This window comes from Micromonospora sp. NPDC049203, assembly GCF_043197215.1.
Taxonomy (GTDB): domain Bacteria; phylum Actinomycetota; class Actinomycetes; order Mycobacteriales; family Micromonosporaceae; genus Micromonospora.
Genome location: NZ_JBICSV010000003.1, coordinates 496,477 through 510,389, shown reverse-complemented (window position 1 = coordinate 510,389; position 13,913 = coordinate 496,477). Strand labels below are relative to the sequence as shown.

The 13,913-nt window shown below is 75.5% G+C and carries 12 protein-coding genes; 5 read left to right on the top strand and 7 right to left on the bottom strand.

Annotated elements, in window-relative coordinates:
* Position 1: 1 nt before the first annotated feature.
* Complete coding sequence (locus tag ACGFIA_RS11405; protein WP_357470003.1) at positions 2–2,878, bottom strand: hypothetical protein; 2,877 nt, start codon at positions 2,876–2,878, stop codon at positions 2–4.
* Between the two features lie 149 nt (positions 2,879–3,027).
* On the opposite strand from ACGFIA_RS11405, the gene ACGFIA_RS11400 reads away from it, so the two are divergent.
* Both ACGFIA_RS11400 and ACGFIA_RS11395 read left to right on the top strand, forming a co-directional pair.
* A complete protein-coding gene (locus ACGFIA_RS11400) occupies positions 3,028–3,666 on the top strand; it encodes a TetR/AcrR family transcriptional regulator (RefSeq protein WP_357383454.1) in 639 nt (212 codons plus the stop codon).
* A 65-nt stretch (positions 3,667–3,731) separates the two neighbouring features.
* Positions 3,732–3,959, top strand: a complete 228-nt coding sequence (locus ACGFIA_RS11395) for a DUF3107 domain-containing protein (RefSeq protein WP_013288692.1) — start codon at positions 3,732–3,734, stop codon at positions 3,957–3,959.
* 45 nt (positions 3,960–4,004) lie between these two features.
* Here the strand turns inward: ACGFIA_RS11395 and ACGFIA_RS11390 are convergent, their stop codons facing one another.
* Positions 4,005–4,151: a hypothetical protein gene (locus ACGFIA_RS11390; RefSeq protein ID WP_357383452.1), complete on the bottom strand. Its 147-nt coding sequence runs from the start codon at positions 4,149–4,151 to the stop codon at positions 4,005–4,007.
* A 351-nt stretch (positions 4,152–4,502) separates the two neighbouring features.
* Between ACGFIA_RS11390 and ACGFIA_RS11385 the strand changes: the two genes are divergently transcribed.
* Together ACGFIA_RS11385 and ACGFIA_RS11380 are read left to right on the top strand one after the other, a co-directional pair.
* Complete coding sequence (locus tag ACGFIA_RS11385) at positions 4,503–6,173, top strand: DEAD/DEAH box helicase (protein WP_357479496.1); 1,671 nt, start codon at positions 4,503–4,505, stop codon at positions 6,171–6,173.
* 173 nt (positions 6,174–6,346) lie between these two features.
* Entirely contained in the window at positions 6,347–7,495 is a 1,149-nt protein-coding gene (locus tag ACGFIA_RS11380; protein ID WP_357383448.1) for an SAM-dependent methyltransferase, read from the top strand.
* An 8-nt stretch (positions 7,496–7,503) separates the two neighbouring features.
* On the opposite strand, the gene ACGFIA_RS11375 is transcribed toward ACGFIA_RS11380, so the two are convergent.
* Positions 7,504–7,893: a hypothetical protein gene (locus ACGFIA_RS11375; protein WP_393259688.1), complete on the bottom strand. Its 390-nt coding sequence runs from the start codon at positions 7,891–7,893 to the stop codon at positions 7,504–7,506.
* Positions 7,894–8,127: 234 nt separating this feature from the next.
* Here ACGFIA_RS11375 and ACGFIA_RS11370 point away from each other — a divergent pair, with 234 nt between their 5' ends.
* The gene (locus ACGFIA_RS11370) at positions 8,128–8,547 is read left to right on the top strand and encodes a helix-turn-helix transcriptional regulator (protein WP_026268433.1); all 420 of its coding nucleotides are present in this window, start codon (positions 8,128–8,130) and stop codon (positions 8,545–8,547) included.
* A 24-nt stretch (positions 8,548–8,571) separates the two neighbouring features.
* Here ACGFIA_RS11370 and ACGFIA_RS11365 read toward each other — a convergent pair whose 3' ends face one another.
* From ACGFIA_RS11365 to ACGFIA_RS11350, 4 genes are all read right to left on the bottom strand, one after another.
* Entirely contained in the window at positions 8,572–9,594 is a 1,023-nt protein-coding gene (locus tag ACGFIA_RS11365; RefSeq protein ID WP_357383443.1) for a hypothetical protein, read from the bottom strand.
* Positions 9,587–9,817: a heavy-metal-associated domain-containing protein gene (locus ACGFIA_RS11360; protein ID WP_302905479.1), complete on the bottom strand. Its 231-nt coding sequence runs from the start codon at positions 9,815–9,817 to the stop codon at positions 9,587–9,589. The genes ACGFIA_RS11365 and ACGFIA_RS11360 overlap by 8 nt, the downstream gene beginning before the upstream one ends.
* 146 nt (positions 9,818–9,963) lie before the next feature.
* Positions 9,964–12,081: a DEAD/DEAH box helicase gene (locus ACGFIA_RS11355; RefSeq protein WP_357383441.1), complete on the bottom strand. Its 2,118-nt coding sequence runs from the start codon at positions 12,079–12,081 to the stop codon at positions 9,964–9,966.
* The gene (locus ACGFIA_RS11350) at positions 12,078–13,901 is read right to left on the bottom strand and encodes a BTAD domain-containing putative transcriptional regulator (protein WP_393259685.1); all 1,824 of its coding nucleotides are present in this window, start codon (positions 13,899–13,901) and stop codon (positions 12,078–12,080) included. Before ACGFIA_RS11350 ends, ACGFIA_RS11355 begins: the two co-directional genes overlap by 4 nt.
* Positions 13,902–13,913: the final 12 nt, after the last annotated feature.

Sequence of the window (13,913 nt, the reverse complement as noted above, 5' to 3'; positions counted from 1 at the left end):
CTCAGGACAGCAGCGCCTCCAGCCGCCGGTTCACCGCCGCGAGCGTGGCCCGCACGACCGCCTGCCGGGGATCCCCGGCCACCAGCGCCGAGCCGGCCAGCTGTTCCACCCAGCCGTCGCAGACCAGCAGCACCACGACAGTCGCCACCTCGCAGTTGCCGAACGGCACCACGGCGGCGTGCTCCACGAAGCAGCGGCCCCGCTCACCGGCCGGGACGCTCCCACCGAGCAGTTCGTCCACCGCGGCGGCGGCGGCCACCGCGCAGAGCCGCAGCACGTACCCGTCGACAGCCGGCCCGGTCGCGTGGCCCTCGGCCGTCCGGTCGCCCGCGACCAGGCGCACCTCGGTGGTGGCGTCCAGGCCGAACGTGCTCACCAGGACGTGCTCGATCACCACCCGGGGGCCCGGCAGGCCGCCGGTGTCCAGCGGCCGCGACGGCGCGGTCTCCGTCGTGGTCATCTGACCACCGGAGTACGACGTACCGAGCGTGACCGGGCTGCCGGTGGACATGCCGGTCGGCGCGGCGGCGAGCGACGTCTCGTCCACCGTGGCCCGGCCCCGGTGGGTGGCCTGACGGCGGCGGCGCGGCGGCTCGTCCCCGTCGGCCGGCGCCTCGGCCGGACGCACGAGCCGGTCCGCGCCGAACCGCGCGTCGCCGGAGCGGTTCGCGGCCGGACGGACCACGCCGGTACGCGCCGGCGTCTCGTCGCCGCCCGGCTCGTCACCGTTGGGAGCCTGGGCACGGGGCTCGGGCTGCGCGGCACGGGCCTCGCCCGGCGTGGCCTGCGCCCCGGGCGCCCGGGTCTCGCCCGCGCGCGTCTCACCGGAGCGGTCCAGCCGGGCCGACCGGCGGCGCAACTGGGCCGGTGGCGGCACGGCCGGCGCACCGGGCAGGTTCTGCGGGGCGGCGGCCAGGCCCATCCGTTCCTGGAGCAGCCGGGCCACCAGGCGGCTCACCTCGGCCGGGTCCGCGCCGTCGGACAGGTCCAGCCGGAGGCTGTGCGCGCCGGCCGGGGTACGGCGCAGCGCGGCGTCGCGTACGCCCGCCACCTCCCGGACCGCGTCGAGGATCGCGTTGACGTCGAAGCCCTCCGGCCGCTCCCGCAGTGGCGCGGGTTCGTCGTCACGGCGCAGGTGGGTGGCGATGCGGGCGAGTTCGGGGGTCTCGGCGGACGGTTCCACTGCCGGTGGCTCCGGCACGACTGGCACGTCCGGTTCCGAGGGGACGCGCTGCGGCAGCACGGGGGACGGTTCCTCCGGTCGGGGCTCGGCGACCGCGTCGGCGGCCGGCACCGGTTCCGGTGCGGACCGGCGGGCCGCGTAGGGAGGGGCGCTCGTCGGGTGGGGCGCGGGGGTCTGGTCGGGGCGCGGCGTGCCGCTCGTGGCGGGAACGCCGGAGACGGGCGGGGCGGTGGCCGCCGGTTCGGCGGCGGGCGCCGGGGCGTATCCACCGGCGGACGCGGGCGGCGCACCGGTTACCGGCGCACCGGGCGCGGGCGGGACACTCGCCGGCCCGGGACCGGGGGGCGTGATCAGCGGCGGGACCGGCACCGGCGGCGCGGCCCACGAGGGTCGCTCGTAGCCGCGCGGCGGCTCGGCGTCGCCCCGCGGCAGCCGGAACGGCCGGGTCGCCTCGACTGTCGGCTCCGGCCCGGCCGGCGGCTCGTACCCGCGCGCCGGCTCGGGCCCGGCACCCGGCTCGTACTGCCGGGGCCCCTCGGACTCGGCGGACTGCTGGTACGACCGCGCCGCCTCGGGACCGGCGGACTGCTGGTACGACCGCGCCGCCTCGGACGCGGGGACCGGCTCGGCGCGCGGCGGCTCGTATCCCCGTACCGGCTCGGGCCGGGGTGGCTCGTAGGCGGCGGGCGGCTCGACGCGGGCCGGCTCGTACGGCCGCACCGGCTCGGGCGCCCACTCGGCCGCGCGGTCGTCGCGGACGGTGCGGTGGGCGGCGCTGTCGTCCGCCCACTCCCGCCGCTCGGCGGCGGGCTCCTCGGTGCGGCGGGCCGGTGGCTCCTCGGACCGGTCAGCCGGCGGCTCGTCGGTGCGGGCCCACGGCGGAGCCCAGCCGTCACCCCAGCTCGGGCGGTTCCAGGACGGCCCCGACCAGTCCGGTTCGGCGGCCCGCGGGTCGTCCGGCATCTGAGGATCGGCGGCGGCCCGCGGCTCGGCGGCGGCCGCCCGGCTCTCGGGCGGGTGGACCTCGCCCGGTGCGTGCTCCGGCCGGCTCGCCGCCGGCGCCGGAGTGACCGGCCGGTCGGCCCAGCCCCGGGACAGTGACGGGGTGGATTCGGTGTTCGGCGCGTGGAAACCCGGCGGCACCTCGAAACCGGAGGCGGCGGCACCGACCGGCGGGACCTGGAGGGCCGGGGGCGCGGAGGCCGGCCCGCTGTCGGCCCAGCGCGGCGCCCGGGTGGCCGGGTCGTCGGCGGCGTGCCGGGAGCCGGTGACGTCGCCCGGGTCGGTCTGCTGTTCGATCGTGGGCGCCGGGCGCGGGGCCGGGACGGCCAGCCGTTCGCCGTCGGCGGGCCGGGGCGGCTCGTCCGCGGGCGGGGCACTGACCGGCGCCTGGCGGGTCACTGGCGACTCCTCACCGGCGTGGTGCACGCCGTTGACGTGGCGGCCGTTGGCGCGGGCCGGTTCCGGCGCGGAGTGGCCGGGCAGCGGGGCCGGCAGGTCGCCGTGCCGGGGCGAGGAGGCGGCCCAGCCGCCGAGGTCGCCGTAGGGCCAGCCGCCGGGCGCCGGAGCGCCGCGGGACCAGCCGTTCGGCGGGGGCGCCCAACCGCCGCCGGCACGGGCCGGGTCGTCCTGCTGGCCCGTCCCGTCGCCGTGCTCTCCCGGGGTGGCGGCTCCGGGTTGCCCTGTTTCACTCACCGCGCGCTCCTTGGTCGCCCCCGCTGAGGCTACCGTGTGGTGACAGTGGCGATAAGTTACAGCGGCGGGCCAATTCCGCGACGGGTTCACGAACCCGGACCGGTTCGGGTGATACGTGCCGGCTCGTACGCAGATACTCGGAGGATCCGATGACCGCAGTGGGGAACGGTGCACAGACCGCCGGTCGGCCCACCCGCCTGCCCCGCTCGGCGCGACGTAAGCAGCTGCTCGCCGCCGCCCAGGAGGTGTTCGTCGCGCAGGGCTACCACGCCGCCGCGATGGACGACATCGCCGAGCGGGCCGGTGTCTCCAAGCCGGTGCTCTACCAGCACTTCCCCGGGAAGATGGAGCTCTACCTCGCGCTGCTGGACACGCACTGCGACGCGATAGTCGCAAACGTGCAGGCGGCGATGAGCGGCACCAACGACAACAAGGAGCGGGTCGGCGCGGCGGTGCGCGCGTACTTCGACTTCGTCGACCACGAGAGCGAGGCGTTCCGGCTGGTCTTCGAGTCGGACCTGCGCAACGACCCGGCGGTGCGGCAGCGGGTGGAGCGGGTCGAGCAGGGCTGCATCGCGGCCATCACCGACACGATCATCTCGGACACCGGAGTCAGCCGCTCACGCGCCGAACTGCTCGCCTCGGGCCTGGTCGGTGCCGCCGAGACGGCCGCCCAGTTCTGGCTGGCCGGCGGCCGGCAGGTGCCCAAGGCGGAGGCCGAGGCGCTGGTCGCAGCCCTGTCCTGGCGCGGCATCGCCAGCTTCCCGCTGCAAGGTGAGTCAGCCTGAACATCGGGCCGCCGGATCGGATAGCCTTCCCACGGTGGCTTTTTCGCCCCAGTTGAGGAGGCACAGTGGAGGTCAAGATCGGCGTGCAGTACGCGCCGCGGGAGCTGGTCCTGGAAAGCGCGCAGTCGCCGGCCGAGATCGAGCAGATCGTGACCGACGCCTTCGCCAAGAGTGAGGGCACCCTCTCCCTGACCGACGAGAAGGGCCGGCGCGTGATCGTGCCGGTCGGCAAGGTCGCCTACGTCGAGATCGCCGAGGCCTCGCCTCGCGCGGTCGGGTTCACCGTTCGCTGATTCCCGCGGCACCGGCCGCCGTGGCGGGCCTCCCGCCACGGCGGCTCAGTTGTTCGACCACACCGCTGTCGTCCGCGCGGCGTGCGCCCCGGTCAACCGGCGCAGCAGCCCCGGCGCATCGAGTGCGCCCCGGTGGGCGGCGGGCATCCGCCCCGCCTGGGAGAGCGCCTCACCGAGCAGCCGTCGGGCCACATCGACAGCCTGCCGACAGCCCGGGATCAGCCTCGATCGCGGCCGCGCCCCTCTCGCTGAGCGCGGCGCGGCGCAGGCCGTGCGCGTCGTATCTGTGACTCAAGTCACAACAGCGCGCCCCGCGCGCAGGGCCACCACCTGGGAATCGGGACGACCCAGTGACCGTTCAGGTAGGATGAGACAGTTGCCGTGGGCACCGATTCGGTCACTTTGCTGATCAACGCCGGTCCCCGACGCGCGTGCGGCCCGGTCCGGCTCGGCGAACTCGCCCCTGACCGCGTGGCCCGCGCCACACCGATCGCGCCCTGAGGACCTGAGGGGCGCACCACGAGAGGGCACCCCCAAATCCATATGAGCGAGCAGATTTCCGGCCAGCCACTGGCCCCCACCGCTCCGGTCCCCCCGGAGGCACCCACGTTCGCCGCGCTCGGCGCGCGGCAGGAGACAGTCGAGGCGCTGGCCGCCGCCGGCATCACCCGCGCCTTCGCCATCCAGGAGTACGCGCTGCCGATCGCGCTGCGCGGCGTCGACCTGATCGGTCAGGCGCCGACCGGCACCGGCAAGACGCTCGGCTTCGGCATCCCGCTGCTGGAGCGCGTGTTCGCCCCGTCCGAGGGCAGCGACGGCGTCCCGCAGGCGCTGGTCGTCGTACCCACCCGCGAGCTGGGCATCCAGGTCGCCAAGGACCTCGACGCCGCCGGCCGCACCCGGGGCGTCCGGGTGCTGCCGATCTACGGCGGCGTGGCGTACGAGCCGCAGATCGAGGCGCTCCGCAAGGGCGTCGAGATCCTGGTCGGCACCCCGGGCCGCCTGCTGGACCTGCAGAAGCAGAAGCACCTGCGCCTCGACCGGGTCCGCGCGCTCGTCCTCGACGAGGCCGACCGCATGCTCGACCTGGGCTTCCTGGACGACGTCGAGAAGATCCTGGCGATGCTGCCGGAAGACCGGCAGACCATGCTCTTCTCGGCCACCATGCCGGACCCGATCGTCGCGCTGTCCCGGCGCTTCCTGCGCCGCCCGGTGACCATCCACGCCGGGCACACCGCCGAGACCGGCCCGTCGCCGCAGACCAAGCAGCTCGCGTACCGCACGCACTCGCTGAACAAGGTCGAGATCGTGGCGCGCATCCTCCAGGCCGAGGGCCGCGGGCTGACCATGATCTTCACCCGTACCAAGCGGGCTGCCGACCGGGTCGCCGAGGATCTCGACTTCCGTGGCTTCGCCGTCGCCGCCGTGCACGGTGACCTCGGGCAGGGCGCGCGTGAGCGGGCGCTGCGGGCGTTCCGGGCCGGCAAGATCGACACCCTGGTCGCGACCGACGTCGCGGCCCGGGGCATCGACGTCACCGGCGTCACCCACGTGATCAACTACGACTGCCCCGAGGACCAGGACACCTACACCCACCGCATCGGCCGTACCGGCCGGGCCGGGGCCACCGGTGTCGCTGTGACGTTCGTCGACTGGGACGACATGCCCCGCTGGCGGATCGTCGACAAGACGCTCGGGCTGGACATGCCCGAGCCGCCGGAGACGTACCACACCTCCGCGCACCTCTACACCGACCTGGGCATCCCGACGGGGATCAGCGGCACCCTGCCGACCGCCGAGCGCACCCGCGCCGGCCTGTCCGCCGAGGTCGAGGAGGACCTGGGCGGCGGTGGCCGGGCGCGCCGGGGCGCGCGGCGCGGCGACAGCCGGGGCCGCGAGCGCGGCGAGGGGCAGGGCCGTGACCGCGGTCGTGGCCGGCGTGACGAGGGCGGTTCGTCCGCCGGGTCGTCCGCACCGCAGGCCGACGCCGGGGACGACGAGACCTCGCGTACGCCGCGTCGGCGCCGTCGCCGCCGGGCCGGCGAGACGGTGGCCGGTGAGCCGACCGCGGTGATCGGCACCGAGGGCGCGGCCGAGACCGCCGCTGCCGCACCGCAGCCCGCGGAGGGCGAGGCGGCGAGCAAGCCGCGTCGCCGCCGTCGCCGCCGCGGCGGCAGCACCGGCGTGCCCGCCGAGGCGACGAACGCCGACTGACCGACACCCACGGAAACGGCCTCCCGGACCCCGGTCCCGGAGGCCGTCCCCGTCCCGCCCCCACACTGCGACGATCATGAAGTTGACGGTGCGGCACGCCGTGCGCGCCGCCGCCAACGTCATGGTCGGCGGAGCGTCGGCGGGCAGGGCGGAAGCACGAGAGGTAGGTAGGGATGGCTGAGGCCTTGGACTCGGCGCTGGCTGAGGTGCGGGCGCTGCTGCTCGCGCCGGGGCTGACCCGCGCGGTCGCCGCCGGGCGCCGTCGTGGGCAGCGTCCCTCGGTGGTACGCGCGGAACTGCGGCCGGTCACGCTGAAGGCCGGCCCCCGGTTGCAGATCGCCGTCTCCGACGGCTCACGACCGCACACCCGCAACGTGGCACCTGGCACGGAGGCCGGCGCGGCGGTCGACGAACTGCTCGCCGAGCCGTTCGGCAACTGGCACGTCGAGACCGCCGACGCCACGCTCCAGCTCCGGGTCACCAAGTCCGGCGAGGCGCAGGTGCACCGCGCGGCGGCCAGCCGTCCGGCCGTCGAGCCGGGCGGGCACGACCGGGCCAAGGAGTGGCTGCTCGACCCGGGTGATCCCCTGTTCCGCGAGATCGGCGGCTCGGCGGCCAAGCGCCGCCAGGTCGACGCGTTCCTGCGTGCGCTCGCGGCCACGCTGCCCGACGACCTCACCGGCCCGCTGCGGGTGGTGGACCTGGGCTGCGGCAACGCGTACCTGACCTTCGCCGCCTACCGCTATCTGGTCGGGCGCGGCCTGGACGTGACCCTGGTCGGGGTGGACGTCCGCGAGGACCAGCGCCGCCGCAACACCGAGCTGGCCGAGCGCCTGGGCTGGTCCGACCGGGTCGGTTTCGTGGCCGGCACCATCGCCGAGGCGCCGGTCGACCCGGCGCCCGATCTGGTGCTGGCGCTGCACGCCTGCGACACCGCCACCGACGAGGCGCTGGCCCGGGCGGTGCGCTGGGAGGCCCGCTGGGTGCTCGCCGCGCCCTGCTGCCACCACGACCTGGCCGCGCAGTTGCGGGCCGGGCCGGCGCCCGCGCCGTACGAGCTGCTGACCCGGCAGGGCATCCTGCGGGAACGGTTCGCCGACGTGCTCACCGACGCGGTACGCGCCGCGCTGCTGCGCCTGCACGGCTACCGCGCCGAGGTGGTGGAGTTCGTCGACTCCCAGCACACGCCGCGCAACCTGCTGATCCGGGCGCGGCGGACGGCCGGCGCCCCGACCGACGGGCAGCGGGCCGAATATCGCGAACTGGTCGACCAGTGGGGCGTCACGCCCCGGCTGGAGACGCTGCTGGCCGAGGCGCGCTGACCGGGGGCCTACCGTCCCAGGTCGCCCCGGTTGCGGTCACCCCGGTCGAGCACCGACACCCGCTCACCGGAGCCGCGGCTCGGGGCCTGCTCGGCGTCGTGGGAGACGCTCGGGAACGGCACCACCTTCCCGCGCTGCTCGCCGTTCCCGGCGGCGGCGAAGGCGTTCCACGAGATGTCGACGAGCAGTCGCTTCAGTTCGGCGTGCCGGACGGCGGCGTTGCGCTGCAACGCCATCCGAGCGCCGAGCACCACCGAGACCAGCGTGGTGCAGATCGCGCCGGTCGCGGCGATCAGGTGTACGCCCGTCGCGTCGCCGCCGCGTACCGCCAGCACCAGTAGCCAGAGCCAGAAGCCGAGCGCGAACACCGCGGCCTTGGCCACGAAGAAGAGACTCACCGCGCCAGGGCGATGCGGCACGGAACGGTCCGGCTCGGCCATGCTGCTCCTCCATTTCGGTTCCCAGGGTTCCCCATTTTCTTACCCGAAGCAGATTACCCGAACCACACTTCCGCATTGATCGGTCCTGCCAGCGGGCCCTCCGGGCCGATCAGTCGGTTACTTCTCCCGCCGGGCGTACTACGCTCGATGGGCGAGCCGGGCCACCGGAGGAAGGGGACAGATCCACCAGGGATGGGTTCCGCAGACGTTTCACCGCAGATGGCCTTCGCGCGCTTCGTACGCCGGGCCATCGATGCCGCACGCGAGGAACGCGGCTGGACGGTGACCGACCTCGCCACCCACACCGGCGTGGGCCGTTCCACTGTGTTCCGCTGGCTGGCCGGAGACTGGCAGGACTATCCCGAGCTCGCCAAGGTGCGCGGCTTCTGCGCCGCCCTCGACCTGCCCGTGGCGGCGGCGTTCCGCGCGCTCGGGCTGCCCGACGCCGGGCCGGTGCCCCGCCGCCGTGGTGCCGAGGACGGCCCGGTGGAGGCCGACGTGCGGGTGATCCTGGACCGGCTCGCCGACCCGAACGTGCCCGCCGAGGAGAAGCACCACATCCGCGATCTGCTCCGCTACCTGGCCCGCCGCCCGGTCCGCCGGGCCGGCTGACCGACCGGGGCAGCGGCCCTCGGCTCAGGCCACTGTCAGCGTGAACTCGGCGGTCCGCACCACACCGCCGACCTGAAAGTCCAGGAACATCCGGTAGCTCCCCGGCCCCGGCGCGGTCAGCCAGAACGTCACGTCGTCGCCGTCGCGCACCGGCTCCGGGTGTACGTGCAGGTAGCCGAGATCGCCCTCGCGCAACGCCACAAGGTGCCCGTACGCACCGAGGTACGGCTCCAGCGACGCCGCCGCGCCGTCGGCGCCGGTGACCCGGAACCGCAGCGGCACCGCCTTCCCCACCTCCGGCGTGCCGGTGTGGGCGACGGTGAACCCGTCGACGGTGGCCGACGTGGCGGCTGCGGGCAGCGGCCGGGGCTGGTACGCGCCGGCCGCGGTCAGGTCGGCGCCGAGCACCACGGCGACCTGGCGGCCGTCGTCGGCGACCGTGGTGAAGTCGGCGTACATCCGCCAGGGACCCGCCTCCGGCGACGTGATCGGCACCGACCAGGTGCCGTCGGCGGCCATCGTCGGGTGCAGGTGCCGGTAGCCGCTGAGGTCACGCCGGACCATGATCACGTGCATCGGCTTGTCGTGCACGACGGCGAACCGGGTGACCGCCCGGCGCTGGTCGTCGCGGATCTGGAAGCGCAGCTCACCGGCGCGGCCCGCGACCAGCTCGGTCGACGGCACGAGCGTGTAGCCGGCCGAGGTGATCGACAGCCCCGTCGCGCCGTCGCCGCCGCCCTGGGTGACTGTGGCGCCGTCGTGCGTGTGCGCGCCGGTCCCGGGCGCGTGGGCGTGCGCACCGCCGTCGCCGGTGGCGACTCCCCCGGCCGTCGCGCCCGCGGACCGCACCGCCTCGGCCGGCGCGTTCATCCGCCCGAGGCCGAAACCGAGCAGTACGGCGAGCACCAGGCCGCCCACCACCATGGCCAGCCGCAGCGTCTCCCGGTCCACCGCGTCGCCGGGCCCTGTCGCGGGAGCGCCGGAACCGGCCTCGGCGTCGTCGGGGACGACGCCGGTGCCGGACGTGACCGACAACGACTCAGGCACCGCCGCCGACCAGCTCGTAACCCGCCTCGTCCACCGCGGCACGCACGGACTCGACGGACAGCGGCGCCGCGCTGGTGACGGTGGCGGTGCCGCTCGTCAGATCGATCCGGACCTCGTCGACACCGGGCAGCGCGGACAGCTCCTCGGTCACCGCCTTGACGCAGTGTTCGCAGGTCATCCCGGTCACGGTGTACGTCTGGACGACGGGTCGCTGCTCGGTCATGACCCCACGGTACCGCCGCCCGGACGCGGGCCGGACGACGGTCCGCCGACGGTGGTGACGCTCGCATTCCGCCCGGTCCGGGAACTTTCCGCCGCGAGCCGCGAACCGGCCGCGAACCCGCCGCGCCGCGAACCCGCCGCGACGGGTCAGCCGGCGACCGCGAGCGCCAGCGGCAGCACGTCCGGGGCGCCGGACCGGCGCAGCAGCCGCGCCGCCGTCGCCATCGTCCAGCCCGAGTCGACCAGGTCGTCCACCAGCAGCACCGGACCGTCCAGCCCCGGCAGCGCGCCGGCCAGGTCGTCCGGCAGGTGGAAGGCGCCGTGCAGCGCGCGTACCCGCTGGGCGCTGTTGCCGCGCGGCCCGCCACCGCCAGGCCCGGCCGGGACGACGTGGCCGAGCAGCGGAAGCCGGCCCACGGCGGCGATCCGCTCGGCCAGCGAGCCGACCAGCAGCGGTCGCGTCCGGGAGCCGACCGCGACCACGCCGGCGGGCCGCCGGGGCCACGGGTCGTCGCCGTGCGCCCACGCCTTCAGCACCTCGACCACGGCGGCCACCACGTCGTCGGGCACCGGGCCGTCCGGCGCCTCCGGCCCGACCAGCCCGCGCAGCCGCCCGCCCCACCCCAGGTCGGACAGGCGCCCCACGGCCCGGCCGGCCAGCGCCTGCTCCGCCGGGGGGATGCGGCCCTTCAGGGGTACGCCGACCGCCTCCAACCCGGTCGGCCAGAGCTTCTTCGGCGGGATCGGCACGCCGGGGCGCCCGAGGAACGTCTGCGCGGCGGTCAGCGCCGCCTCGGTGACCTCGGCGTCGAACAGCGGACCGGCGCAGTTGTCGCACCGCCCGCAGTCCTGCGCCCCGGTGTCGTCCAGCCCTTCCCGCAGGTAGCGCATCCGGCAGCGGGACGTCGAGGCGTACTCCCGCATGGCCCGCTGCTCGGCGGCGCGCGCGTCGGCGACGCGCCGCAACCGGGCCTCGTCGTAGACCCACGGCTCGCCGGTGGCGAGCCAGCCGCCGCGTACCCGGCGGACCGCGCCGTCCACGTCGAGCACCTTGAGCATCAGCTCCAGCCGGGTCCGGCGCAGGTCGACCACCGGTTCCAGGGCCTGGGTGGAGATCGGCCGCTCGGTGTCCAGCGCGGCGAGCACGGCGCGGACCTGTTCCTCGGGCGGGAAGGCGAGCGAGGCGAAGTACCGCCAGATCGCCGCGTCCTCCACGCCGGGCAGCAGCAGCACCTCGGCGTGCTCGACGGCCCGGCCCGCGCGGCCGACCTGCTGGTAGTAGGCGATCGGCGAGGGCGGAGCGCCCAGGTGCACGACGAAGCCGAGGTCGGGCTTGTCGAAGCCCATGCCGAGCGCGCTGGTGGCGACCAGCGCCTTGATCTTGTTGTCCAGCAGGTCCTGTTCGGCGGCCCGCCGGTCGGCGTCCTCGGCCTGCCCGGTGTAGGACGCGACCGACCAGCCCCGGCCGCGCAGGAACTCGGCCGTCTCGGTGGCCGCCGCCACGGTGAGCGTGTAGACGATCCCCGAGCCGGGCAGCCGGTCCAGGTGGTCGGCCAGCCAGGCCAGGCGGTGGGCCGGGCTCGGCAGATCGAGTACGCCGAGGCGCAGCGACTCCCGGTCCAGCGTGCCCCGCAGCACCAGCGCGTCGCCCAGTTGCTCGGCCACGTCCTGCGTGACCCGGGCGTTGGCGGTGGCGGTGGTGGCGAGCACCGGCGTGCGCTCGGGCAGGTTGGCCAGGAACGTGCGCAGCCGCCGGTAGTCGGGGCGGAAGTCGTGCCCCCAGTCGGAGACGCAGTGCGCCTCGTCCACCACGAGCAGCCCGGTGGTGGCGGCCAGCTTCGGCAGGACGCCGTCGCGGAAGTCCGGGTTGTTCAGGCGTTCCGGGCTGATCAGCAGCACGTCGACCGCCCCGGCGTGGATCTCGGCGGTGATCTGGTCCCACTCGTCCAGGTTCGCCGAGTTGATGGTGCGTGCCCGGATGCCGGCCCGGGCGGCGGACTCGACCTGGTTGCGCATCAGCGCCAGCAGCGGCGAGACGATCACCGTCGGCCCGTGCTGATTCCCCTCCCGCAGCAGCGCGGTGGCCACGAAGTAGACGGCCGACTTGCCCCAGCCGGTGCGCTGCACGCAGAGCACCCGCCGCCGGTCGACCACGAGCGCCTCGATGGCCCGCCACTGGTCCTCGCGCAGCCGGGCGTGGTCACCCGCCAGCCGCCGCAGCACCGCCTCGGCGCGTTCCCGGACGGCCATCCGATCCTGGCTCATCCGGCATTTCTACCAGGGGCGGCCGGCGTCACCGGCGGACCGGGCTGCGGCGCGGGCGGCAGGAAGACAAGCAGTTCGCGCAGCACGTCGGTCGCCGCCGCCGGCAGCAGGCACCGCGAGGCCAGCTCCTCCATCGACGTGTACGGGCCACGCAGCCTCCGGTCGACCACCACGTGCTGTGCCTGCGACCGGGTCAGTCCCGGCAACCCGACGATCACCTGGTCCGGCACCGAGTTGACGTCCACCAGTCCGCCGTCGTCGTACGCGCGGGGCAGGTCGGGGCGCCCGATGCGCAGGTCGTCGCGGGCCGACGGGTACTGGTAGAGCAGGTAACGGGCGTACTCCCGGCGCAGCCGGTTGCGGTCCGCGTACGGCCGCCCCCGCCAGAGGCCGCGCAACCAGGCGAGCAGCCGGCCGTTGAGCAGCACCACGTGCGGGACGCCCGCCGCCCAGGCGGCCAGCCAGATCGCCATCAGGGTGATCTCGGGTGCGGTGACCTCCTCGGACTCGCTGCTGCCCAGGACCGTCACGAACGTCACGGCCACGGTCAGGTAGCAGACGGCGGCGACGACGCTGCCCCAGCTGCGCCGCCAGAAGCCGTACAGCAGCACCACCAGCCAGGTGAGCATGCCGAACGAGAGCAGGGCGGTGAGCGCACCGCCCACGGTCACGACGACGCTCAGCCACCCCGGCACACCGGACGGACGCCCGGTCGGGGGCACGGCACCGAACAGCGGTGCGACGGGGGGCGAGACCCAGGCCGGCAGGCCGGCAGGCGGCTCGCCGGCCGGTGGCTGCGGGAGCGGACCGCCCGGCTGCGCGGAGACGGTGAACTGCACCGGCACGGTGAGCCGGGCCGAGACCGGCGCCGCAGCGGTGGGCGGAAACGGATTCTCGGCCGGATCAGTGGGCAGCGGCCGGCCCGGCGCCTCGGCGGGGCTCATGAGCGACGGTGGGGCCGGTGCGCCGGTGGGGGTACCGGCGGCGGCCGGAAGCGGCTCCGGACGGCCCGTCCACCTCCCGTCCGGCCCGGCCCGCTCCGGACGCGCCAGGAGGCCCGAATCGGCACGGAGGATCCGCCGGTGCAGATCCTGCAGCGGTTCGCCCGGTTCGATGCCGTACTCGTCGCGGAGCAACCCGGCGTAGTCGCGGTAGGCGGCCAGCGCCTCGGCCTGCCGACCGCTGCGGTGCAGCGCCAGCATGAGCTGCTGGCGCAGTCGCTCCCGGACCGGGAACTCGGTGACCAACTCGACCAGGCGTCCGACCAGCTCGCCGTCCCGGCCGTCGGCCAGTTCCAGGTCGGTACGCGTCTCCAGCGCGACCGCCCGCATCTCCACCAGCCGGTGCCGGGCCGCGTCGAAGAACGGGCCGGCGAACCCGGTGAACGGCTCCCCCTGCCACAGCTCCAGCGCGGCGCTCACCTCGGCCAGCGCCTCCGCCGTACGGCCGCCCGCCTGCGCCGCCCGCGCACGCTGCACGCCCCGTTCGAAGCACACCACGTCCACCGCCTCGGGCGGCACGCGCAACAGGTAGCCCGCGTCGGTGAGGGTGAGCACCCGGCCCGGCGTACGCGGCGACCGGTCGGGTTCCAGCACCCGGCGCAGACCGGCCACGTACTTCTGCACCACGTTGAGGCCGTTCACCGGCGCCTCGTCCGGCCAGACCGCCTCGACGATCTGCCCGGTCGGGACGGGACGGCCGGCGGCGAGCAGCAGCACGGCCAGCACCGCCCGCTGCTTGGCCGGGCCCAGGTCGAGCGGACGGCCGGCGTACCAGGCCCGCTGCGGGCCGAGCAGTTCGAAGCGCAGCGCCTCTGACATGCGAGTTTCCGC